Below are 23,998 nucleotides of genomic sequence, written 5' to 3' on the forward strand. Positions count from 1 at the left end.
GAATGGCCGGCGGGTGTTCAAAGGGTGTCGCCATGAGCACGCTCCCGCACGCCCCGACCGATTCGGAACGCCCGCCCTGGCCGGTCGTCGCCAGCGGCCTCGTCGCCCTGGCGGTCGCCATGGGCATCGGGCGCTTCGCGTTCACGCCCCTGATGCCGCTGATGATGCGCGACGGCACCCTCACGGCCGCCGCGGGGGCGGAATGGGCCGCGGCGAACTACGGCGGGTATCTGGTCGGCGCCCTGACGGCCTCGTGGTTCGCCGGCAATCCGCGGCGAGGGCTGCTCCTGAGCCTGGCCGGCGTGGCGCTCACCACGGTGGCGATGGCGGCGGTCGGCCACGACGCGCCGGCCGCTCTCGGGGCCGGGCTGCGGGCCCTGGCCGGCGTGTTCAGCGCCTGGGCCCTGGTCTGCGCCAGCGGCTGGTGCCTGGCCGAGCTGGCCCGGCGCCGGGTCGGCGCGCTCGGCGCCTGGATCTATACCGGCGTCGGCTCAGGCATCGCGCTCGCCGGCACGCTGGCCTGGCTCGGCGGGATCCAGCCGGCGTCCCGGCTGTGGCTCGAGCTGGGGCTGGTCGCCGCGCTCGGCGCCCTGCTGGTCTGGTCCCTGTCCCGGGGGCAGGGTACGGAAGCGGCCGGGATCGGGGAGCGCGAGGCCGCCGCCGTCGTCCGGCGCCCCCGGAACGGCCAGGCGGCCCTGGTCCTGTGCTACGGCGTCTTCGGGTTCGGCTACATCGTGCCGGCGACGTTCCTGCCCGCCATGGCCCGCGAGCTGGCCTCCGACCCTCGCGTGTTCGGCCTGACCTGGCCGCTGTTCGGCCTCGCCGCCGCCCTGTCGGTCGCGGCCGTGGCCCGCTGGTCGAAGCGCGTGCCGCGCCAGCGCCTCTGGGCGGCGGCGCAAGGCGTCATGGCACTCGGCACCGGCCTGCCCCTGGCCGCCCACGCCCTCTGGGCGGTCGCGGCCTCGGCGATCCTGGTGGGCGGCACCTTCATGGTCGCCACCATGGCGGGCCTGCAGCTCGCCCGCGAGGCGCGGCCCGACAACCCGACGCCGCTCCTCGCCCGCATGACCGCCGCCTTCGCGGCCGGGCAGATCGTCGGCCCGGTTCTAGTGCGCCTCCTCGGCCCCGGCCGCCGGGCCGGCTGGGACGCGCTGGACTGCACCGGCGCCGTCGCCACCATGCTGCTGGTGCTCACGGCTCTGTGGCTGTGGCGCGCCGCGCGGCCCTCAGCCGAGAGCCTGGTGCCGGCCTGACGCTCCGGCATCCCCGGCCTGGCCCCTCACTGCTCCGGCAGCCCCGCGCGCCGGAGCCCGTCATAGATCCGCTCGCGCTGGGCGAGGAAGGTCGGGTCCGTGGAGGTCAGGCTACGGTAGCGGGCGAGGCTGTAGCCGGGCCGGAGCCTGAGGAACTCGGCCAGGGATGCCCGGGCTTCCTCGTCGCGGTCGAGCCGTGCGAAGGCGCAGGCGAGATAGAGATGGGGGAAGTCGAAGAGCGGGTTCACGGCCGCCGCCCGGCGCAGCGGCTCGATCGCCTCCTGATCCTGCCCGAGATGGAGCCTCGCCAACCCGTCCCGCGCCAGCCAGGCTCCGAGCAGCGGATCGCGCGGGCTGAGGCGGATCGCGGCGGCGATGTCGGCCTCCGTCCGCTCGGCCCGGCCCAGGAAGATCTGGATCAGCCCGCGATAGGCGTAGGCCCGCGCGAAGCTCGGGTTCAGAGTCAGGACCCGGTCGAAGGCGGCGAGCGCCTCCGCGTAGCGGGAGCGGGCGCGCAGGGTCTCGCCGCGCAGGTAATGGGCGAACGGATGCGTCGGGTCGCCCTGAAGCACGGAGGCGATGGCCTGCTCGGCCGTATCGAGATCCGCCGTCCGCTCCGTCGTCCAGCCGTTCAGCACCCCGTCGACCAGCACCTCGGCGAGACCGAGCCGCGCATCGGTGTTCATGGGGTCGAGGCCGAGCGCCCGCTCGAACAGGGGTCGGGCCTGGGCGTGATTGTCCCGCGCGAAGGGCCGGTTGAGCAGCGCCTGGCCGCGCATGACCAGATCCACCGCGTCGGCCGGCTGCCCGGCCCGGGCGTGGGTCGCGGCCTCCAGCAGGCGCACGCCGAGCGCCCGGCCGACCTGCGCGACGAGGACGTCCTGGGCGGCCCCAACTGCCGCGCGCGGGCCGTCGTAGCGGTCAGCCCAGAGGGAGGCGCCGGTCTCGACATCGGTGAGCTGCACGGCGAAGCGGACCTGCTCGGCACTCTGCCGCAGGCTCCCCTGCACGACGTAGCGCACGCCGAGCTCGCGCCCGATCGCCCGCGGCTCGGCCTGCCGCCCCCGGTAGGATTGGGCGGTGCCGTGCGCGATGACGAAGGTGCCCGGTGCGCGGGCGAGGTCGGCGGAGAGATCCTCGGCGAGTTGCTCGGCGAGGTAATCCTGGTCCGCGTCGCCGCTCTGGTTCGTGAGCGGCAGGACGACGAGCGACAGCCGGGGGCGCACGGTCGGCTCGCGGAGCTCGGCCGCCCGCTCGGATCCGGCGAGGTACGGCCAGGCGACAGTCAATCCTGCCGCGCCCGCGGCCAGCACAGCCGCGGCGCCGAGCGTCGGCCGGAGGGCTGCCCGGGCCCGGCGGACCTGGACGGCGCGCGACGTCCGCCCGTCCGGCGGGGGCACGGCATAGACCCGCAAGGGTCGCGCGATGTTCTTCAGCCGCTGCGGGCCGAGATCGAGGAACCGGATCTCGGGAAGGCCGCGCACCTGGAGATAAGCGGCTTCCGAGAGCCGCAACGCACCGGGATCGGCGGCGGCCTGCAGGCGCGCGGCGATGTTGACGCCGTCTCCGAAAATATCCCCGCCATGGACCATGATGTCGCCGAGATGGATCCCGATGCGCAGGCGGAACCGCCCGGCATCGCCCTCGGCCTCGGCGAGCGCTTGCTGGATCGCGACGGCGCAGCAGACGGCGTCCGTCACGGAGGCGAACTCGGCCAGCACGCTGTCCCCGGCCGTGTTCGCGATCCGCCCGCGCCGCGCCAGGATGAGGCGGTCGACGACCTCCCGCATGGCCTGGAGCGCCCGCATGGCGCCGCTCTCGTCGGCATGCATAGCCTTGGAATAGCCGGCGATGTCGGCGGCGAAGATCGCGGCCAGCCGGCGTTCCGGAACCGACCATTCCACGGCGCTCGACCGTTTGGCGTTCTGGCTCATTGCGATCCGTTCGCGACTCGACCGCCCGGGATGCTGTTCGCGCCGAAGACTGTATCGAATGCAGCCGCGCAAGTCTTGACCCTGGATGGCCGAGAATCGCAGCGCTCCAGCCTACTATTCGGCCTTATGGGAATATTCAATAACAGGATTGCTTATCCGGGGCGGATTGCAGCGCCGCGTCGCCCGGCGGGACGGGCCCGCCTTACCCCACCCGCCGCGACGGCAGCCGCAGCCCCGGGGCCGGCCGCTCGAGCAGGACTTCCCGACGGAAGCGCACCAGCCGCGCAGGCCGGCCGGCGGTGCCGCTGGTGAGGGCTTCGGTCTCCTCCACCAACCCCTGCTGGGCCACGAGACGCCGGAAGTTCTGCTTGTGCAGCTGCGTGCCCGACAGCGCCTCGACGGTGCGCTGGAGCTGGAGCAGGGTGAAGGCCGGGGGCATCAGCTCGAACACCACCGGGCGATACTTGATCTTGCCGCGCAGGCGGCTGATCGCGGTCGCCAGGACCCGGCGGTGGTCGAAGGCCATGGGCACGCCGGTCGGGTCGTTCGGCACCGCCGGCCCGGCATTGCCCCGCGCTTCCGGGATCAGGCCGGCCTCGAACAGCAATTCGTAGCGCTCGAGCACGCGCTCCTCGTTCCAGGTGCCGCCGTTCATCCCGAAGGTGAGGCCCAGACGGTCGTGGCGGCGGGTGCGGATCGCGCAATCCGCGGGCTCGGCCGCCCAGGCCGCGAGCCGCGCCTCGATCGCGTCGAGCTGGGGCGGGCGGCCGTTGCGGAAATCCTCGTACGGGAGGTAGCGGTACCAGTTCTGCCACGCCGCTTCGGCGAGGCCGGCCGGGCGCTCCTCGCGGACCAGGGCGAGATAGGCCACCGAGAGCGCGTGCGCCTCCGGCGCCTCCTCCCCGCCGGAGCGGTCGCGGTCGCCGAAGGTGTAGAGCTGCTCGACATAGCCGAGGCGCTGGTGGGTCTGGCGCTCCACCCAGGCGCGCAGGCCGCGCTCCAGGGTGGCGTGCTCGGGCACGAGCGGCCCGGCCGGCAGGCCGTCGCCGCGGCCCGGAGCCTGGTCCGGCACCCGGATGGTCAGGGCGCGCGGCTCGCCCTTGGTTGCCGCGACGATCACAGCGACGAGGCCCACGGAGGAGCGCTCCGGCAGGGCCTGTGCCCCGCCCGCACCCGTCTGCGCCTCACCGACCGTCATCGTCCCTCGAACGCCTCCGCCGCCGGGCGCGGAATCCCGGATCGGATGAGCCCCTATAGGGGCACAGGATCGTGGCGCGTCAACGCGGCGGTGTGATCCGGCTTCCGGGTCCGGGACCGGAGTCTCCGCGCGCACGGGGATCCCGGCCGATGGACCGGGCAGCGGGGGCCGCCAGGCAGACGCGATCCGGGGGGCGGCCAGTCCGGCGGCGCGCTTGCCAACGCGACCGCGGCTGCCCAAACAGGGCCGCCCGAGAGGTGCCGGCGCGGGGCCGGTCGGGGCGGGGGCAGGCGACCACGATGGCAGCGAGCGCGATCTCCGCGACGGCCGGGAGCCGGCCCGTCGATCTGCGGCTCTACGGTCTCCTCGATGTCGGCGTCTGCGGCGCGGACGGCGACCATCTGGCCCGGCTCGCCGCCGATGCGGTGACGGGCGGCGCGACCCTGCTCCAGTACCGCGAGAAGGACATTCCGGATGCCCGCGCGGCGCTCGCGCGGATCCGGGCGATCCAGGCCGCCGTCGGGGGGCGGGTGCCGGTGCTGGTCAACGACCGGGTCGACCTGGCCCTGGCGGCGGGCGCGGACGGCGTCCATCTCGGCCAGAGCGACCTCCACCCGGCCGAGGCGCGCCGCCTCCTGGGGGAGGGGGCGATCATCGGGTTGACCGTGAAGACCGCCGCCCAGGCCGACGAGCTGTACCGGCTCCCGGTCGACTACGCCTGTATCGGCGGCGTCTTCGCCACGACCAGCAAGGACAATCCCGACCCGCCGGTCGGCCTCGACGGCTTCGCCCGCATCGCCTTCCGGGCGCGGCTCGCCCGGGGCGCGAGCCTGCCGCTCGGCGCCATCGCGGGGATCGGCCTGCACAACGCCGCCGACGTGATCGGCGCCGGGGCGGACGGCGTCGCGGTGATCACCGCCCTGTTCGGGACGGAACCGGTGCGGCAGCGCGCCCGGGAGCTGCGCGCGGCCATCGACGCGGCCCTGGCGGCGCGGGGCGCCGCCCGATGAGCGGCGCCAGCCCCATCGCGGTCACCATCGCGGGCTCGGATTCCGGCGGCGGGGCCGGCATCCAGGCCGACCTCAAGACCTTCTCGGCCCTCGGCGTCTACGGCGCGAGCGTGATCACCGCGCTCACCGCCCAGAACACACGGGGGGTCCAGGGCATCCACGACGTGCCGGCCGCGTTCGTGGCCCAACAGATCGACAGCGTCTTCTCCGACCTCGCGGTCGACGCGGTGAAGATCGGCATGCTGTCGCAGATCGCGGTGATCGACGCGGTCGCCGACGGGCTGGCGCAGCAGGCCGGGACGATCCCGGTGGTCCTCGACCCCGTGATGGTCGCCACCAGCGGCGACCGGCTGATCTCGGAGGACGCCGTGGCGGCGCTCCGGGACAGGCTGCTGACGCGGGCCGACCTGATCACCCCCAACCTGCCGGAGGCGGCGGTGCTGCTCGGCGAGGCCTTGGCCGAGGACGAGGCCGGCGCAGCCGCCCAGGCCCGGCGGCTGGTGGCTTTGGGCGCCCGCGCCGTGCTGATCAAGGGCGGCCACGGGCACGGCGCCATGAGCGTCGATCACCTCGTGACCGCCGACGGTCACGCGCAGACCTTCGCAGCGCCGCGGCTCACCACGCAGAACACCCACGGCACCGGCTGCACCCTCTCCTCGGCGATCGCGGCGGGCCTCGCCCGGGGCCTGGAGCTGCCGGCGGCGGTGACGCTGGCCAAGGATTACCTGACGGCGGCCCTCAACGCTGCGGACCGGCTGGCGATCGGCTCCGGCCACGGCCCGGTCCACCACTTTCACGCGATCTGGCCCTGACTTCAGGGGGGTAGCCGCCTTGCGCCCGGGCGGCGATTGCGTTTGAAGAAGCGCACGATCGTTCGGATAACGGAACGGCCTAGGTGGACCGGTGACGATGCAGGATCAGGCGGAACGGCCCGACAGGGCGCGCGGACGCGACCTGCTGACCGGGGCGCAGGTGCTCTCCGGCCAGCTCGGCAAGACGATCCAGCGCCTGCGCAAGGCCTACAACCTCTCGCTGTCGGAGCTCGCCGAGCAATCGGGCGTGGCGAAATCGATCATCAGCCAGATCGAGCGCAACGAGACCAACCCGACGCTGGCGACGATCTGGCGCCTCTCCCAGGCCCTCGACGTGTCGATCGACCGGGTGCTGGCGGCCGGCGACGAGGAGCCGTTCATCGAGAAGACCTCCCGGGCGGATACGCCGATCCTGGTCTCGGAGGACGGCAAGGTCCGGCTGGCGATCATCGGCTGGATCAAGACGATCGAGTGGCTGCAATGGTACGAGGTCACGGCCGATCTCGGCGGCGTCCTCGATTCGGACCCGCACCAGCGCGGCTCGGTCGAATCGCTCTCGGTCGCCGAGGGCGCGTTCGAGGTCGAGATCGGCGGCAGCGTGCAGCGGGCCCGGGCCGGCGAGACCCTGCGCTACCGCTGCGACCGCCCCCACCTCGTGCGCTGCATCGAGGGCCCCGCCCGGGCCACCATGGTGGTGATCATGAAGGCGGCCGTGATGGAGTGAGGCTCTCGGCCTCACCGATCCGGGCCGGGTCGAACGGCGTGGTCCGATAGATCTCGCTGATCCAGTTGCCGAACAGCAGGTGCGCGTGGCTCCGCCAGGAATTGCGCGGCGGCTTCGACGGGTCGTCGTCGGGGAAGTAATGGGCCGGCACCGCCGCGCCGGCATCGCGGATGTACTCGTCGGCGAGCGTGGCCGTATCGTATTCCAGGTGATTGAACATGTGGAGCGACCGGCGATCCGGATCGCTCAGGAGGCACAGGCCGGTCTCCGGGCTGTCGGCCAGGATGGACAGGCCGCTTCCCTCCGGGATGTCCTCCCGGCGCACCTCCGTCCAGCGGGAAACCGGGACGCAGAACTCGTCCGAGAAGCCGCGCAGATAGGGTGAGGCCGGGGCGTGATTCCGGTGGTGGAACACGCCGAACGCCTTGTGCGGGAGCGTCCGCTTCGGGATTCCGTAGAAGTGGTAGACGGCCGCCTGCGCCGCCCAGCAGATCGTCAGACAGCTATGGACGTTCGAGCGCGTCCAGTCGAACACGCGACACAGCTCGGCCCAGTATCGCACCGCCTCGAAGGGCAGCCGCTCGACCGGGGCTCCCGTGACGATGAACCCGTCGAACCGCTCCTCCCGGACATCGCTCCAGGGCCGATAGAACGCATCCATGTGTTCGGCGGGGGTGTTGCGGGCGACATGGTCGGTCATCCGGACCAGGGTCAGCTCGACCTGGAGCGGGCTCGAACCGAGCAGGCGGGCGACCTGCGTCTCGGTGCTGATCTTGTTGGGCATCAGGTTGAGCAGGCCGATCCGCAGCGGCCGGATGTCCTGACGGACCGCGTCGGTCTCGCGCATCACCACGACGCCTTCGGCCTCCAGGGCGCGGGCTGCGGGGAGATCGTCGGGGATCTTGATCGGCACGGTGCGTCGTCCCTGTCTTCCGGGGCCGACCTCCGTGGCTTGATCCGCTTGGTTGCCGGCTCGGCCACATCCTCCTTGCGGAGCGCCACCTTGCCCGGATCGGCAGGTTGGCGTCGGGTGTCGGCCCGACTCTTGATGTGCGGCCAGGATTACCGAGACGGCTCAGGTTGTTCAAGGGCCGGCTCGCAGCCGATCGCGGATTCACGGTGCCTACGGGCGGCCCCGATCGGCACCGTGACGGAGCGATCCCGTTCCGACGCCTAGCAGGCGACCGCCTCCGACAGCGCGCGGTGGCGATAGTCGCGCGGGCTCAGGCCGTAGCGCTCCTTGAAGCGGCGGGAGAAATGAGCTTGGCTGGCGAAGCCGCACGCATAGGCCAGGGTGCCGAGCGGCATGTGGAGATATCCGGGATCGGCCATGCGGTTGGCCGCAACGCTCAGGCGGCGGTGCCAGATCCAGTCGGAGATGTGCTGTCCGCGCTCGTGGAACAGCTCCTGAAGGCGCCGCAGCGACACGCCGGTCGCGGCCGCGAGGTGGGGCGGATCCAGCGTCTGGTCGTGGAGGTTGGCCTCGATATAGGCCTTGGCGCGCTGGACCACGACGCTGCCGTGAACCGGCCGGGGCACCTCCTGCGCCATGCGCTCGGCCAGGCTGGCGACGACGAGATCGATTCCCACCCCGACCATGCGCTCGGCCACGTGAGCGGGCAGCCGGTCCCCCTCGCGCAGGAGGTTGGACAGGAACGAGCGGGTCAGGGTCGTGACCGGCAACTCGCCGCCGACGGTCAGGCCGGCGAAGATCCGGGCGGGACCCAGCACGCCCTCCAGCCGCTCGCGCGGGATCGCGATGGCCAGCACCTCGCTGTAGCCGTTGTGCTCGATCGTCCAGGGCGTGTTCGTGTCTCGGATCGCGAAGTCGCCGGCCGTGTCCGTGCTCGATCGATCGTTCTGGTCCGAGCGCACGGTGCCGGTCAGCACCATGCTCATGAACAGATGATCGGTCTTGTGATTTTCGTGCCGGAGCGTCCGCGGTGTCGTCGCCGCGCGGAGATTGCGCAGCGCGAACTTCGTGAAGTCCAGACCGCCGATACTGACGCCGTCGATCGTCGCGTCGAACGGCTCCTCGCCCAGGCAGTTCTGCGCCATCGGGACGAGGCGATCTTCGCAAACATCCCGCCAGCTGCGAAACCGATCTTTCGGTAAAACCCCGTCCGTCGAGAAGATGGTCTGCATCGCGGCCGCCCTATGGCCGCGATTGTTGCAACCTGCAACCATAAAGTTTGCAAAGTACACATGTGCACAATCGGAGGCAGAGGTTTGGCCCGCCTGCCGCGTGCCCCGCGCATTCCGGCGCGCTCACCTGACGTGCTTCCGTCCAAGCGGCAGGGACCATCGATCCGCGGCGCGCGTCCCTCAGATTGATCGGCGGCGCGGGCCGACGCCTCGCGCCGCCGCCGACCTCAGCCGGCGCGCCGGCTTCCGGAGGTGAGGTCCCGTGTCTTCGCGCGGAGCCCTCAGCGCCCGGTATTCACCCAGCGCACCACGTCGGCCAGCACGGTGGTCAGCGCCTGATCGAGGGCACGGGCGCCGTTGCCGGCGTCGATCTTGGCCACCGGGACGCGGGCGGTGAAGATCCGGGCGGCGGTCACCTTGCCGGTGCCGTCGGCCACGAGCTTCAGCGAGAGGTCGACCACCGCCTCCCCAGTCGTCGCCTGGATGTCGAAGGCGCGGATCTCGCTGATCAGCTGGTAATCGGCCACGACCTTGTCGCCGGGCCGGCTGACCGAGCGGAGCCGGCCGGAATTCTCCAGGCTCTGGAGGAGGCGGGTCTGGATCAGCCGCGGCAGCCGGTCGGCCCATTGGCCGCCGCCCAGGAAGGCGAGGGCGCCGCCCGATTCGCGCACGATGATCCGGTCGGCCTCGAAGGGCTGGATGCCCACCGGCTCCGAGACCGCGATGGAGCGGCCGGCCGAGACCGGTCGCCCGGCCGAGGGCAAAGCCGAGAGGTCGAAGGTCAGCGGTGCCGCGCCGCCACCGCAGCCGCCCAGCAGGGCAGCGAGCAAGGCGGCGGCGAGGAGGTGGGACGAGCGGGCCATACGCACAACCTGAGAAACCCCGCCGGCGAGCGGCAGAGCTGTATAAGCTATGCCGCAGAAACTATCCCTGGCCTGTATCCGTGCCGTGCGCCGGAACACATCGACCCGGCAGCGGACGATTTCAGCGGCCGCCGTTGTATTCGGGCAACGACGGCTTGCCCCCGAAGATCACCTGGCTCGGGTCGCGCTCCAGGCTGCGCACGGTCCGGTTCAGGGTGTTGAGGGTGCGCTGGCCGTCCCCGGACAGGGCCTCCACCTCCCGGCGGCCGGTGCCGCTGAGCCGGCCGAAATTGGTCGACATGCTGGCGGTGCGCTTGTCGAGATTCTCCGACATGGTGCGGAACGCCTTGCCGGCGTCGCGCACCGAGACCGCCGCGGCCCGGATCTCCGCGAAGGTGCTGGAGCCCTCCTGGCCGGCGGCGGAGCCGAGGAAGCTCTGGGCGCCGTTGAGCACCCCGTCGATCTTGTTGGCCGAGGCGTTGAGCTTGGCCGCCAGGGAGCGGGCATCGTGCACCGCCCCCTCGATGTCGGGGCTCGACTTGGACAGGGCGGCCGAGAACCGGTCGGCATTGTCGATCACGTGGCCGAGCTTCACCCCGTCCACCGCCTTGACCAGGGTCGCGATGTTGGGGCCGACATCGGCGAGCGTCTTCGAGAAGGACTCGACATTGGTGAGCGCGCGATTGATCGCGCCCTCGTTGCCGGCCACGATCCGGTCCAGCCGGGCCAGCATGTCGTCGGCCCGCTGCGCCACCTGGCGGGCGAGCGCCATCATGTCCTGCATGTCGGAGGAATCGGCGAAGATCGTCGGCGGCTCGCCATTGGCCATGGGCGTGAGCACGGGCGCGTCGGCGTTGCCGCCCGACAGCGAGATCACCGAGACGCCGGTCAGCATCGCCGAATCGAGGCGCGCGCGGGTATCGGCCCGGAGCGGCGTCGAGGGATCGACCTTGATCTGGGCCAGCACCCGGCGGGGATCCTGCGGGGCGAGGCGGATATCGGTGACCTCGCCGACCTTGATGCCGTTGAAGTTCACGCTCGAGCCGCGGGAGAGGCCCCCGACCGAGCCGGAGAACACGATGCGGACGGTCTGGCTGACCTGCCGCGACGAGCCGCCGGAGAGCCACAGCACGGTGCCGAAGCCCGCCAGGATGACGGCGAGGGTGAAGGCCCCGATGAGGGCGTAGTTCGCGCGGGTTTCCATGCGGTCAGCCTGCGGTTCCGCTCGGCGAACAGGATCGGGCCGAGCTGCGGGTCCACGGTCCCGGGCGGGACCGGGACGGGATCAGGGGGAAGGGACGGTCAGGCATGCGCCGGCACGCCGGTGGTGAGGGCGCGGGCGCGCTTGCCGTGGAAATACGAGCGCAACCAGGGATGGTCGCTCGCCAGCATCTCCTCAATCGTGCCGGCGGCGATGATCTGGCCGTCGCCGAGCGCCGCGATGCGGTCGCAGGCGGTGTAGAGGCTGTCGAGGTCGTGGGTGACCATGAACACGGTCAGGCCCAGCGTCTCCTTCAGGGTGGAGACGAGGTCGTCGAACTCGCCCGCGCCGATCGGGTCGAGCCCCGAGGTCGGCTCGTCCAGGAACAGGATCTCGGGATCGAGCGCCAGGGAGCGGGCGAGGGCCGCGCGCTTGATCATGCCGCCGGACAGCTCCGAGGGCAGCTTGTCGGCGGCGTCCGGCTTGAGGCCGACCATCTCGATCTTGAGCCGGGCGAACTCGTCGAGCAGGCGCTCGGACAGGTTCAGGTGCTCGCGCATCGGCACCTGGATGTTCTGCTTGACGGTGAGCGCCGAGAACAGGGCGCCCTGCTGGAACAGCACGCCCCAGCGCTGCTCCATGCGGCGGCGCTCGGCATAGGTCATGCCGTCGACGTCGCGGCCGAACACCTCGATCGTGCCCGCGCGCTTGGGCGTGAGGCCGAGGATCGTCCGGGTGAGCACCGACTTGCCCTGGCCCGAGGGCCCGACGAAGCCCATGATCTCGCCGGCCCGGATGTCGAGGTTCAGACCTTTCAGGATGTTGCGGTCCCGGAAGCCGACCACGAGGTCGCGCACCCGGATGATGGGCGCGGGGCCGGCTTCGGTCTCGGGCATGGCGGGGGCGATCATCAGGACGGGCTCAGAAATCGATCGCGGCGAAGAACACCGCGAACAATCCATCGAGGACGATGACCATGAAGATGGACTTCACGACTGAGGCGGTGACGTGGCGGCCCAGCGATTCGGCCGAGCCCTCCACGGCGAAGCCCTCGATCGTGGCGAGGATCCCGATGATCAGCGCCATGAACGGCGCCTTGATCAGCCCGACCATGACGTGGTGCACGCCCACCGCCGCCTGGAGCCGGACCAGGAACTGATCGAGCGTCAGGCCGCCATACAGCATGGCGGTGAGGCCGCCGCCGGTGAGCGCCGCCAGGTCGCCGATCAGGGTCAGCATCGGCAGGCCGACCATCAGGGCCAGGACCCGCGGCACGATCAGGATCTCGACGGGATCGAGGCCCATCACCCGCAGGGCGTCGACCTCCTCGCGCATGCGCATCGAGCCGATCTCGGCGGTGACCGCCGAGCCGGACCGGCCCGCCACCATGATCGAGGTGAGCAGCACGCCCATCTCGCGCAGGATCAGCAGGCCGATCAGGTTGACCACGAAGGTCTGGGCGCCGAAGCGCTGGAGCTGGAAGATGCCCTGCTGGGCGACGATGCCGCCGACCAGGAACGAGATCAGCACGATGATCGGCGTGCCGTTGAACGCCACCTGCTGGATCTGGTTGACGAGCGCCGTACCCCGGAACGTGCCCGGCCGCAGGGCCACGCGCCCGCAGGCGGCGATCACCTCGCCCAGGAAGGCGAGGGCGGTGACGAATTCGCGCCCGCCCCGCACGGTCTCGCGGCCGATCGTGTCGAGGGCGCCGAGGATCAGGCCGGGCCGGGCCGGCGGCGCGGAATCCGGCTCGCGCAGGCGGACCTCGCCCAGCAGGGTGCGATGCTCGGGCCGCACGCCGACATAGGTCAGCCTGCCCCCCGCCTGCTCGATCTCGGCGCGGGTCCGCTCGAGCACCCAGGCGCCCAGCGTGTCCAGGCGCTCGATCCCGGAGAGATCGGCCGCCACGGGACCGGCCCGCCCGGCCGCCAGCAGACGCGCCGCATTCGCCTCGACGGTCGGCGCCTGGTCGGCGGTCCAGCGCCCGTCGAGCGCCAACCGGCCGTCGGCCGGCCGGTCCCGCAGCGACGCGCCGGGAACCATGCCCTCGCTCAGCAAGACCTTCACTCCTCGATTGAGGCACCACCCTGCCGTGGGGTTATGTCGACATTACGGTTGACGATCCGTGTCCAACGTCAGCCGATCGGCGCGGCCGGAGGCGCGCGCCAGGGCCAGGCCGCCGGCGGCGAGCGGGGCCATCAGCAGGAAGGCGAGGGGGCCGCCGGCCCGGTAGGCCAGGCCGCTCGCCAGGGTCGCGACCACGGAGATGCCGGCATTGACGGCGCTGAGCGTGCCCTGCGCCCGCCCGCGCGCGCCCTCGGGGGCGAAGGCCGAGACCGCCGCCATCGCGCCGAGCTGCGTCGCCCCGAAGGTCAGGCCGTGCAGGCCCTGGAGCGGCACCAGGGCGGCCAGGTGGTCGCCGACGAGGTACATGCCGATCGCCCGCAGGATCGCGGCGCCGGCGCCGAGGGTCAGGAGCCGCACCGGACTCCGCCAGGACGCGGGCAGGGCGGTGATTCCGGCAAACAGCGCGATCTCGGACAGCACCCCGGTGGCCCAGAGCGAGCCGACCCAGACCGGCCCGATGCCCTGGCTCGTCCAGTAGATGCTGCCGAACCCGTAGATCGCCCCGTGGCTCGCCTGGATCGCCGCCGCAGCGCCGATGCAGAGCCAGAGCTTCAGCGGCAGGCGCGGCCGGTCGGCGCCGGTCGGCACCTGCGGCAGGGCCACGACCGAGCGGCTGCGCCAGGCCACGAGGCCCGCCGCCAGGGCGAGGCCGGTGAGCAGCAGCGGCACCGCGAGCTGGCCGCCCAGCGCCGAGAGCAGGAATCCCCCCGCCAGGTTGGCCAGCAGGAACGCGATGGAGCCGGCCATCCGGATCCGGGCGTAGACCAGGCGGGCGTCCCGGCGCACGGCCGCGAGCGTCAGGTAATCGATGCAGGGGACCAGCGGCGCGCCGGCCACCGCGTTGAGCAGGATCAGCAGCGCGAGCAGGGGCCAGCCGATCCCGGCGGCCCCCGGCATCAGCGCGTAGGTCAGGCTGAGGGCGAGGCTGCCGAGCAGGATCAGCCGGCGCGGGCCCAACCCCCGATCGAGCAGGCTCATCAGTGGCGCCGTCGCGACGATCCGAGTCGCGATCGGCAGCGCCAGGAGCACGCCGATCACCCCGGCATCGAGGCCGAGGCCGTCGAGCCAGATCGGCATGAACGGCATCGCGATGCCGATCTCGGTGAAGACGACGGCGTAGAGCAGCGACAGGCGCGCCGGGCCGGACGGGCGATGCAAGGATGGAGGTTCCCGGATGGGAGGCGGAGGATGCTCTCGGACCTGTGCGCCGTAAGCGCCCGTTAAACCCTCCCTGTCAATTTGCCGGCCTCCGGGTCGCGCCCTGTGCCGGCCGTCGCCGCGCCGGCCTTTCGGGTTCGGAGGGATCCCATGTCCGGTTCAGCCCCTGCAGGCGCCCTCGCCGAGTACGAGGCGATCGAGGCGACCATGTGCCTCAGCGAGCGCGGGCGCTGGTTCCTGGCCGAATATGCCCGCCGCCACCGCGCCGCCGAGACCGAGATGCTGCTCGGGGCCATGCGCCGGCTCGAACACGCGGTGACCGCCGACCGGGATCAGCAGACCGTCGGGCAGCTGCACGGCAACCTCGTCGAGATGGCCGCGGCGATCAGCCAGACCAAGGCCGAGATCGCCGCGATCAGCGCCCGCGACAACGAGCCGACCCGCCTGACGCAGGCCTCGCTGGCGCTGGACGCGATCGTGCGCGAGACCGAGCAGGCGACCTCCGACATCCTCGGCTCGGCCGAGGCGATCCAGGAGGCGGCCTGGACCCTGCGCGAGCGCGGCGCCGACGCGACGACCTGCGACGCCCTCGATCGGCACGCGACCGCGATCTACACCGCCTGCTCGTTCCAGGACCTCACCGCCCAGCGCACCGCTCGGATCGTCTACACCCTGCGCTATCTCGAGGACCGGCTGGCCTCGATGATCGCGATCTGGGGCAGCGCCGCCGAACCGATCCCGCCGATGCCGGGCGATCCGGCCGCGGGCGCCGGCCCGCAGGCCCAACCCTCCGACCTCTGCCAGAGCGACATCGACCGCTACATCGCCATGGAGGTTCCGGCCGTCACGGCCGCCGCCCTCGTCGCCCAGCCCGGAAGCCCGCCGCTCCACGAGGATATCGTGTTCGTGCCGGTCTCGGACGGGGATGGGTCCGAGACGGTCGAGACGGCCGACCCGGACGGGCTCGACGACGACGCTGATGCCGAGGACGGATCTGCGGATGCCGCGCCGGCGGAGGAGGATTGGGCCGACCTCGTGGCGGCCTCCCCCGAGCCCGCCGCCGAACCGGACGGGCCGATCCTGAGCTTCGCCGCGATCGACGCGCTGCCGCCGGAGCAGCGGCTTGCCCTGTTCGCCTGACGGCGCGGAGCGGCCCTGCTATCAGGGGCCCCCGCCCGCCGAGCGTCGTGAGACGAAAACCCCGTGGCCCTGAACCTGATCAAGCTCTGCGTCGGACCCGCCTCCATCGCCGACCTCGAAGCCCGTCAGGAACGGTACCGGGACGAGGCGTTGCGCGACGGCCGGCCGGCCGACCCGTTCCACGTCACCCGCACCCTGCCCAAGCGCCATCGCGAGATCGCCGGAAAGGGCTCGATCTACTGGGTGATCCGCGGGACCCTGTCCTGCCGGCAGGCGATCACCGCGATCGAGAAGCTGACCGGCGAGGACGGCATCCCGCGCTGCCGGCTGGTCTTCGACCCGCGCCTGATCCCGGTGACGCCCCGGCCGTGCCGTCCGTTCCAGGGCTGGCGCTATCTCACGGGGCGCGACGCGCCGGCCGATCTCGGCGCCGGACAATCGGGCGACCTCGCCGAGATGCCCGAGGCGCTGCGCCGCGAGCTGGTCGGCCTCGGCCTCCTGTAGGGGCTGCCGACCCGATCTGTCCCACCCCCGCCCTCATCCTGAGGTGCCCGCGCCAGCGGGCCTCGAAGGAGCCCTCCAGGGATCGCGCGGCCGGCTGGAGGGCTCCTTCGAGGCCTCCGCTTCGCTGCGGCACCTCAGGATGAGGGGGGGGTTGGATATCCTGTGGCCGGAACAATCGTGCGGTCGTCATCGACCGGTCAGGCCGGCGCTGACCCGGTCACGCCGGCGCGGGGCTCTCGGAGCGCCCGCGCCGGCCGTCGTCCTACGCCCCGTCGAACCGCCCGCTGGCATGGGCCAGCATCGTGTAGACCTTACCGGTCTCCGAGGTGAGGTAGGCGTCGGTCCGCTTGGCGTCGCTGTCGTTCTTGACCACGTCGCCGAGCAGCCGCTCGAACTCACCCACGTAGCGGTCGACGCTGCGGCGGAACTCCGCGTCCGAGCGGTAGCGGCGCTGGATCTCCGCGAAGGTGGTCCGGCCCTGCGGGGTGTAGATGCGCGGGTCGAACAGGTTCGGCTCGCCGCGGCGGTAGCGCTCCCACAGGTCGACCACGGTCCGGTGCTCGATCATCCGGGCGATGTCGGTCGAGATCGTATCGAGGGCGATCCGCCCGGTCTCGGCAGGGGCCTGGGACGGCGCCTGCGGCTGGGACGGGTGGCCCGACGGGGCCGGGGCGGCGGCATTGGTGGCCGCCGGCTCGGCATCGTCGTCCTCGTCCAGGGAGGCGCGGGTCAGCAGGTCGGACAGCCAGCCGCGCTTGGCACCGCCGGCCGTCATGGCGACGGGGCGGGCGGTCGCGGAGGGCCGCGGCGCCTCGATCCGGGCCGGACCGGTCGCGGCCCGGGCCGGCGCCGTCGGCAGGGACGGGGCCGGGGCAGCCTGAGCCGGCGGCGCGGACGGAGCCGGGGCGCTGCTGGCCTGCGGTGCCGCGGCGGCGCGGGACCCGCCCTCCGCGACCCGCCGCTGGGCCTGCGGCTGGGCGACATCCACCGACCGCGTGGTCCGGGACACCAGGGCCGACAGCTCGTTGAGCGCCTTGATCTGATCGGCGACCACGCGGCGCATCTCGCCGGTGGCATCCTGCGTCTCCCGCGGCAGGTCGAGGACGCCCCGGGCGAGTTCGGCGCGGGTCGCGTCGAGTTCGCCGCGGATCGAGCCCGCCATGTCCCGCAGGGACGAGACGGAGGCGCCGAACTTGGTCTGCGCCTCGTCGAGGCCGCTGCGCATCTCCCGCGCTGCCTCCTCGATCGCCCGGCGCACGCCCTGGGCCGCCTTCTCGCTCTCGGCCCCGGCGCTGTCCTTCAGGCCCTCGAAGGCGCTGGTGACCGAAGCCCCCGCACCCTCCGCCGAGCGCGTCAGCGACTCGCCGACGGCGCGGGCGCGCTCCTCGGCGGTCCGCAGCGTCCGCTCGATGGTCTCGGACAGGGCGTTGCCCTGCTGCTCCAGGGCGCTGGCGCGCGCCTCGAAGCCGGCCAGCGCCTCCGCGAGCGCCGCCTCGCGGCCCGACAGGGTCGCCCCCAGCCGCTGCTCGATCTCGGCGAGCGACGAGGCCGCCCGATCCAGCGCCGACACGTGCACGGAGGTCTGCTCGCCGAGCGCGCGGCCGCGGCCGTCGAGGGTCTCGGCGAGGCCCGACGCCTCGCGCAGCGCCGTGTTGGCGACCTCGCGCAGAGCCTCGACCTGGGCCGCGACGCCCGCGGTGGCGCGGCCGGTCTCGGAGGCGATCCGCTGCAGGGCCGACTGGACCTGCTCGACCCGGCCGGCCAGGCCCTGCTCGATCGCGCCGAGATTGGTGCCGGCTCCGGAGACCAGCTCGCTGAGCGCCGCGTTGGCGCCCTCGATCCGCTGGAGGACGGCGCCCAGCTCCCGGCCGAGCCGGTCGTTGGTCTCGAACAGCTCGGTGAGGGCGCGGCCGGCACCGTCGTCGATGGCCGCGCGCAGCAGCTCGGCCGAGGCCCGCGACTGCGCGGCCAGTTCCTCGGTCTGCAGCCGCAGGGTCTCGGCGAGCGGCACGCCGGTCTCGATCAGCACCCGCTCGATCGAATCGGCCCGGTCGGCCAGGGCCCGCGACAGGTCGAGCATCGGCCCGTCGATGGCGGAGCGCAGGCGCTCGACATGCCCTTCCAGGCTGTCCCCGACCGCACGGCCGCTGCCGTCTACGCTGGCGATCAGCGCCCCGCCCTTCTCCTCGATGGCGCGGACCAGCGCCTCGGCACTCTCCGCGAGCCGGCGCGACAGGGCCTCGCCGCGGGCATCGACCAGGGCGCCCAGGGCAGTGGCCCGGCGCTCGAAGCCGGCCCCCAAAGCCTCGGTGCGGGCGTCGATCAGGCCCGCCAAGGCGGCCTCGCGCCGGCTGAGCGTCTCGGCCAGGGCGGCGTTGTGCGCGTCGACCTGCTCGGCATGCGCCCGCGCCCGCTCGTCGAGCGCCGCGACCAGGCTGGCGGTGCGCTCGTCCATGAGACCCGCGAACGCATCGTGGCGGTCGTCGAAGGCGTTGGCCAGCGTCTCGGCGCGTTGGGCGACCAGCGTCGCGAACAACCGCATCCGGCTGTCGATGCGCTGGGTGAAGGCGTCGGCGCGGGCATCGACCCCGCGGGCGAGCGCCTCGCTCTGGGCCTCCACCGATTGCACCAGGGCTGCGGTGCGCCCTTCCACGACGCCGTCCAGGTCGCGAATCCGGGCGTCGAAGGCCTCGACCAGCGAGCCCGTACGGCCCTGGGCGGCCTCGAGCAGCGACTGGCTGCGCTCGTTGACGAGCGCCTCGATCGCCGAGCGCGCCTCGTCGAAGGTCGCGCGCAGGGTCTCGATCCGGGCGTCCAGGAGGGCGGCCACGCCTGTGGGCGCCGCGTCGAGGAGGTTGCGCAGATCCTGCGTGCGCGCCTGGACCGCCATGGCGATCTCCCGGCCCCGGTTCTCCACGGAGACCTCGAGGCTGGATTGTGCCCGCTCGAACAGGGTCTGGAGCTGGCCGCTGCGCGTCTCGAAGGCCTCGGCGAACTGGTGCTCGCGCGCTTCGAGGAGGCCGGCGATGGCCGGGCTCGCCTGCTCGATCGCGCTCTGCAGGGCCTGGGTCCGGTGCTCGATCGTGCCGGCGATCTCGCGGCTGCGGCCGTCGACCAGACGGTCGATCTCAGCTTGGGCCCGGGCGAACAGGGCTTCGAGCTGGCCGCTGCGGGCCTCGAACGCCTCGGCGAGCTGGTGCTCGCGGGCCTCCATCAGGCCGGCGATGGCCGGGCTCGCCTGCTCGATCACATTCTGCAGGGCCTGGGTCCGATGCTCGATCGTGCCGGCGATCTCGCGGCTGCGGCCGTCGACCAGACGGTCGATATCGGCTTGCGCCCGCTCGAACAGGGCCTCCAGCTGCCCGCTGCGCGCCTCGAACACGTCGGCGAGCTGGTGCTCGCGGGCCTCCATCAGGCCGGCGATGGCCGGGCTCGCCTGCTCGATCACATTCTGCAGGGCCTGGGTCCGGTGCTCGATCGTCCCGGCGATCTCGCGGCTGCGGCCGTCGACCAGGCGGTCGATCTCCGCCTGGGCCCGCTCGAACAGGGCCCGCAGATCCGCGAAGCGCGCGTCCAGCAGGTCGGCCATGTCGGTGGGGGCGGCGTCGAGGGTCTGGCGCAGGCCCTCGGTCCGGGTCGTGATCGTGTCGGCGAGTTCCTGGCCGCGCACCTCCACGAGGTCGCGCAGACCGGCCTGGGCCTCCTCGAACAGGGCGCGCAGGCGCTGCGTGCGGCTGTCGAGCGTCGCGGCGAGCTGGCGCTCGCGGGTCTCGACCAGAGCGGTGACGGCGGCGGGCGCCTCCTCCAGCATCGTCCGGAGGGCCTGGATCTTGGTGTCGACCGAGGCGGCGAAGCGGCCACCGCCGCCCTCCACCACCGCGTCGAGGGCGTTGTGGGCTTCCTCGAACAGGGTCCGCAGGCCCTGGGCGCGGGCATCCAGGGTCTCGGCGAGACGGTTGCCGCGGCCCTCGACCAGGTTCTCCAGGTGACCGAGGCGCTCGTCGAACAGGCTGCCGAGCGCCTGCGTCCGGGAATCGAGGCTGCCGGCGGCGCTGCCGAAGGCTTCTTCGACGGCGGCGATCAGGGCGCGGCCGCGGGTATCCAGCGCCTCGTTGAGCGGGCCCATGCGGCCGTCCAGGGTGCTGGCCAGGGTGCCGGCATGGCCGTCCAGCATCACGCGGATCTGGTTGGTGCGGTCGTCGAGCAGGCCGTGGACCGAGCGCACGCCCTCGTCGAGCAGGCCGCTGATGTCGGCGGTGCGGCTCGACAGGGTGTGGCCCAGGCGGCCCTCGCCGGCCTCGAGCATGCGCTCGGCATCCGCGATGGTCTGCTGGAGCTTGGCCAGGACGCTCTCGCCACGCTGGTCGATCAGCTCGGCCAGCGAGGTACCGCCGCGGTCGAACAGGCGCGCCAGCTCGGTGATGCGGCCGCCGATCGCCCCGAACACGGTCCGGCCCTTCTCGTCGAGCTCGCTCGACATGGCGGTGATGCGCTCGTCGATCAGCTTCGCCAGCAGCTCCGAGCGCTCGGCGAAGGCCGCGCGTACGGCCTCGGTGCGGGCGGAGAGGGCCGCGTCGGCGCTCTGGGCCCGCTCGTCGACCAGCTGGACGATCTCCTGGATGCGGCCCGACAGCGAGGCTTCGAGGACGCGCGTCGATTCCGCGACGGCGCCGGTGAGGGTGCCGATGCTCTCGGCCATCGCCCTGTCGATCCCGCCGGTCCGGTCGGTGATCGTGGCGACCAGGTCGCGGGTCCGGCCGGCCAGCTCCTCGTCGACCGCGCGGGTGCGCGCCTCGATCAGGCGGATCGCCTCGAAGGCCTGCACGCCGAAGCTCTCGTCCACTAGGCGGGCGCGCTCCTCCAGGGCGTTGGCGATCTCCTGCAGGCGATTGATGACGCCGGCGTCGAAATGCTCCGCGCTGCCCGCGATGCGGCGGGCCATCTCGGCGGTGCGCCGGTCGATATCCTGCCCGAGCCCTTCGGCCCGGCCATCGAGCACCGCGACCAGGTTGCGGCTGCTCTCGTCCATGATCCGGGCCATCTCCTCGGTCCGGGCGGCCAGCGCCTCGTCCAGGGCCTTGCCGCGGGAGTCGATCCGGTTGTCGACGTGGTCGACCAGGTTCGCCACGAGCTCGCCGATCTCGGCCGCGCGCTTGGCCGAGCGCTCCTCGAGCGTGCCGAGATGGGTCTCGACCAGGCTGCCGGCCTCGCGGGCGCGGGTCGCGATGGTCTCGGCCACGGCCTGGCCCTTGACGGTGATGAGCCGGTCCATCTCCTCCAGCCGCGCCCCGACGGTCTCGCCGAGATGGGCCGTGTCGCGGCCGATGCGATCGGCCAGGATGTCGCCGCGGGCGATGGTCTCCTGCAGGGCGGCGAGGCGGCTGCCCAGCGTCTCGTCGATGGCCCGGACACGGCCGTCCGCGGTCTCGGCGAAGCTCGCGCCGGTCTGGCTGAGCGTGTCGGCGATGCGGGCGCCCTGGCTCGCCACCGCGAGCACGATGTCGCGGCCGGTGCCGCTGATCCGGGTCTGGGTCTCCTCGGCGTGGCTGGCCAGGAGCTCGGCGACGCCCTTGCCGTGCGCGCCGAAGGCCGCCTCCATCTCGCCGATGCGGGCGGCGAGGTCGTCCGAGATGGCGCGGGCGGCCTGCGACAGGCTGCCGGTGGCATCGCTGGTGCGGGCCGACAGCTCGCGGTTGAGGTCGTCCAGGGCGGCGCGCAGGGCGGTCACCGCCGCGGAACCGCGCTCGCCGAACTCGGTGCCGGCGCGGTCGGCGGCGTCGCGGAAGCGGGCGAGCAGACCCGCGGTCTCGGCCTCGACGGCGCCGGTCACCTCGGCCGAGCCGTGGCGCAGGGTCTGGAGGGTATCGACCAGGCGGGCGGAGGCGTCGCGGGTATGGGCCTCGACCTCGCCGGTGACCGCGCTCGCGGAGCCGCGCAGCGACTGGACGGCGGCGGCGGCCCCGGCCTCGAAGCCGTGGCCCAGTGCCGAGAAGGCGGTTTCCAAGGTCTGGGTGGCGGCCTGGGTCCGGTCGGTGATGTGGCCGCCGGCCCGCTCGGCCGCGGCCTCGACGCGGGTCTCGAGATCCGAGGCCTGCACCGTCACGGTGTCGTGCAGGCGCGCGGCGATCCCGTCCATCCGCTCGGCCAGGGCGTTGCCGCGCTCCGCGATCGTCTCGGCGATCCGCTCGGCGGTGCCGATCAACTCGTCGCGCACCGTGCCGGCCTGGTTGGTCAGCGTCTCGCCGACGCCGCCCATGGCGAGCGCGAGGGCGGCCTGCGCGTCGCGGCCGCGGCTCTCGATCGCCTCGGCGACGGAGAGGCCGGCATTCTCGATCTCGCTGCGCAGCGCCAGGCCGCGGCCGGCGATGTCCTGGGTGAGCGCGGCGCCCGTCTCGGCGAAGCGCGCGGTGATCTGGGTCCCCATCGCGCCGAAGCGCTCCGTCAGCTCGGAGCCCCGCGACAGGAAGGCGTTCTCGAGGCCGATGACCGAGCGCTCGAAGCTCTCGCGCACGACGCCGCCCTGGCGCTCCAGGGTCTCGCTCACGCGCAGGCCGGTCTCGGCCAGGCTCTGGGCGACGGAGGCGGTGCTCTCGGCGATCCGCCCGGTGAGGGCATTCCCTGTCGCCTCGAAGGCGCCGCTCACATCGCGGGCGCGGGTCTCGAAGGCCCGCGTCAGGGTCTCGCCGACCTCCAGGAGGCTGCCGCGCACGCTCTCGCTGGTGTTCGCCAGGCTCTCGATCAGCTCGTCGCCGCGCCCGGTCATCAGGTTGACGACCCGGTCGCCCGCGTCGCCCAGGGAGGCCGTGATGGCGGCGCCGCGGGCGTCGAGCGCCCCGGTCACGCGCTCGCCGGCTCCGGTCAGCGCCATGACGATCCGCTCGGACGCGCCCTCCAGCTCCTGGCTCAGGCTCTGGTGCGAGCCGGTGATCGCACCGCGCACCCGCTCGGCGTTGGTGACGATGGATTCGCGCTGGGCGACCAGTTCCTCGACCAGGGAGCGGATGCGGATCTCGTTGTCGGAATAGGCCCGCTCCAGGGTGGCGATCTCGCCGCGGACCAGGGTCTCCAGCTCGCCGGCCCGGGCGAGCGCACGCTCGACACCGTCGCCGACCGCGGCGACTTCCCGGCGCACGGTCTGCGACATGGTCAGGACGGCATCGGTGGAGAAGCTTTCGGGCTCGGCCAGGCGCACCGCGACCTCGCCGACCGCGCGGGCGACGAGGCGCATCTCCTGGGCCCGGGCCGCCAGCATGGCGGCGATCACGAACAGGACGACCGGGCCGAGCAGGGCGGCAGCGCCCACCGTCGCCTGGAGGGCGGTGAGGCCCGAGACGACGCCGCGCAGGTCGCCGCCGGATTGCAGCCAGGCGACCAGAACCAGGCCGGCGATCCAGGCGAGGCCGGCCAGGAGGGCGAAAATATAGGGCTTGGGCGAGGACCGCACCCGCAGGGTCTGCTGCAGGATGCCGATGTTGCGCCGGTCGTCATTCGCCACCAGCGAGCGGTCGGGCGGCAGCAGGCCGCCCTCGCGGCGCGGGCGCTCGCGGCCGGGCGGGGGCAGGTCGGAAGCCAGCGGCGGGTCGAGGTCGAGGCGCGGCGGCGTCTGGCGGCCGGCCGGATCGAGGGCGCCGTCGAGCAGGGGATCGGCATCCCCGACATCGGGCAGGCGCGGCTCGGCGCGGCTCTCGGTGCCGGTCGGCGTCAGGGCGTCGAGGTTCAGCGCCTGCTCGATCGCAGAGAGCGCGGCCTCGGCCGGGTCCTTCAGCTTCTTCTCGGTCGCCATTCAACGCCTCGTCACACGGGTTTCACCGGCACCTGGGGAGGCTGATGCCAGAGACGCAACTTCCCGTTTACCATTACAGGATTAGACGCGGACACCGATTGCCGATACCCGAGCCGCCGGCCGACCCCAGAAACCGTTACCGG

Annotated in this window: 16 protein-coding genes and 1 riboswitch; of the genes, 6 read left to right on the forward strand and 10 right to left on the reverse strand. The window is 72.8% G+C overall.

Features of this window, described 5'->3' with window-relative positions:
- The first annotated feature begins 32 nt into the window (after positions 1 to 32).
- The gene (locus LGR69_RS12440; RefSeq protein ID WP_230366195.1) at positions 33 to 1,253 is read left to right on the forward strand and encodes a YbfB/YjiJ family MFS transporter; all 1,221 of its coding nucleotides are present in this window, start codon (positions 33 to 35) and stop codon (positions 1,251 to 1,253) included.
- Positions 1,254 to 1,279: 26 nt separating this feature from the next.
- On the opposite strand, the gene LGR69_RS12445 is transcribed toward LGR69_RS12440, so the two are convergent.
- Positions 1,280 to 3,187: a tetratricopeptide repeat protein gene (locus tag LGR69_RS12445; RefSeq protein WP_230366196.1), complete on the reverse strand. Its 1,908-nt coding sequence runs from the start codon at positions 3,185 to 3,187 to the stop codon at positions 1,280 to 1,282.
- Positions 3,188 to 3,389: 202 nt separating this feature from the next.
- Positions 3,390 to 4,385, reverse strand: a complete 996-nt coding sequence (locus LGR69_RS12450) for an NUDIX hydrolase (RefSeq protein WP_007560599.1) — start codon at positions 4,383 to 4,385, stop codon at positions 3,390 to 3,392.
- 299 nt (positions 4,386 to 4,684) lie between these two features.
- On the opposite strand from LGR69_RS12450, the gene thiE reads away from it, so the two are divergent.
- The 3 genes from thiE (at position 4,685) to LGR69_RS12465 (ending at position 6,931) form a co-directional block, all read left to right on the forward strand.
- On the forward strand, positions 4,685 to 5,395 hold the full coding sequence (gene thiE / locus LGR69_RS12455; RefSeq protein ID WP_007560597.1) for a thiamine phosphate synthase: 711 nt from the start codon (positions 4,685 to 4,687) through the stop codon (positions 5,393 to 5,395).
- Positions 5,392 to 6,207: a bifunctional hydroxymethylpyrimidine kinase/phosphomethylpyrimidine kinase gene (gene thiD, locus LGR69_RS12460; protein WP_230366197.1), complete on the forward strand. Its 816-nt coding sequence runs from the start codon at positions 5,392 to 5,394 to the stop codon at positions 6,205 to 6,207. Before thiE ends, thiD begins: the two co-directional genes overlap by 4 nt.
- 97 nt (positions 6,208 to 6,304) lie before the next feature.
- Positions 6,305 to 6,931, forward strand: coding sequence for a helix-turn-helix domain-containing protein (locus LGR69_RS12465; RefSeq protein ID WP_050735790.1), 627 nt, complete (start codon positions 6,305 to 6,307; stop codon positions 6,929 to 6,931).
- Here LGR69_RS12465 and LGR69_RS12470 read toward each other — a convergent pair.
- From LGR69_RS12470 to LGR69_RS12500, 7 genes are all read right to left on the reverse strand, one after another.
- Positions 6,906 to 7,844, reverse strand: coding sequence for a homoserine O-succinyltransferase (locus LGR69_RS12470; RefSeq protein WP_230366198.1), 939 nt, complete (start codon positions 7,842 to 7,844; stop codon positions 6,906 to 6,908). The two genes, LGR69_RS12465 and LGR69_RS12470, sit on opposite strands and share 26 nt — an antisense overlap.
- A gap of 38 nt (positions 7,845 to 7,882) precedes the next feature.
- A riboswitch (SAM-I-IV-variant riboswitch) is annotated at positions 7,883 to 7,988 on the reverse strand.
- 116 nt (positions 7,989 to 8,104) lie between these two features.
- The gene (locus LGR69_RS12475) at positions 8,105 to 9,118 is read right to left on the reverse strand and encodes a helix-turn-helix domain-containing protein (RefSeq protein WP_459560863.1); all 1,014 of its coding nucleotides are present in this window, start codon (positions 9,116 to 9,118) and stop codon (positions 8,105 to 8,107) included.
- A 239-nt stretch (positions 9,119 to 9,357) separates the two neighbouring features.
- A complete protein-coding gene (locus LGR69_RS12480; protein ID WP_230366200.1) occupies positions 9,358 to 9,939 on the reverse strand; it encodes an ABC-type transport auxiliary lipoprotein family protein in 582 nt (193 codons plus the stop codon).
- A gap of 121 nt (positions 9,940 to 10,060) precedes the next feature.
- Positions 10,061 to 11,143, reverse strand: a complete 1,083-nt coding sequence (locus tag LGR69_RS12485) for an MlaD family protein (RefSeq protein WP_230366201.1) — start codon at positions 11,141 to 11,143, stop codon at positions 10,061 to 10,063.
- A gap of 98 nt (positions 11,144 to 11,241) precedes the next feature.
- Positions 11,242 to 12,051, reverse strand: coding sequence for an ABC transporter ATP-binding protein (locus tag LGR69_RS12490; RefSeq protein ID WP_007560588.1), 810 nt, complete (start codon positions 12,049 to 12,051; stop codon positions 11,242 to 11,244).
- A 10-nt stretch (positions 12,052 to 12,061) separates the two neighbouring features.
- Entirely contained in the window at positions 12,062 to 13,186 is a 1,125-nt protein-coding gene (locus LGR69_RS12495; protein ID WP_230366242.1) for an ABC transporter permease, read from the reverse strand.
- Positions 13,187 to 13,252: 66 nt separating this feature from the next.
- The gene (locus tag LGR69_RS12500; protein WP_007560586.1) at positions 13,253 to 14,428 is read right to left on the reverse strand and encodes an MFS transporter; all 1,176 of its coding nucleotides are present in this window, start codon (positions 14,426 to 14,428) and stop codon (positions 13,253 to 13,255) included.
- A 150-nt stretch (positions 14,429 to 14,578) separates the two neighbouring features.
- Between LGR69_RS12500 and LGR69_RS12505 the strand changes: the two genes are divergently transcribed.
- Positions 14,579 to 15,568: a hypothetical protein gene (locus LGR69_RS12505; RefSeq protein WP_230366202.1), complete on the forward strand. Its 990-nt coding sequence runs from the start codon at positions 14,579 to 14,581 to the stop codon at positions 15,566 to 15,568.
- 63 nt (positions 15,569 to 15,631) lie between these two features.
- Entirely contained in the window at positions 15,632 to 16,072 is a 441-nt protein-coding gene (locus LGR69_RS12510; protein ID WP_007560584.1) for a DUF1489 family protein, read from the forward strand.
- Positions 16,073 to 16,334: 262 nt separating this feature from the next.
- Here LGR69_RS12510 and LGR69_RS12515 read toward each other — a convergent pair whose 3' ends face one another.
- On the reverse strand, positions 16,335 to 23,855 hold the full coding sequence (locus tag LGR69_RS12515; RefSeq protein ID WP_230366203.1) for an apolipoprotein A-IV repeat region-like domain-containing protein: 7,521 nt from the start codon (positions 23,853 to 23,855) through the stop codon (positions 16,335 to 16,337).
- Positions 23,856 to 23,998 lie beyond the last annotated feature (143 nt).

The sequence above is a fragment of the Methylobacterium brachiatum genome (genome assembly GCF_020523825.1).
GTDB lineage: Bacteria > Pseudomonadota > Alphaproteobacteria > Rhizobiales > Beijerinckiaceae > Methylobacterium > Methylobacterium brachiatum.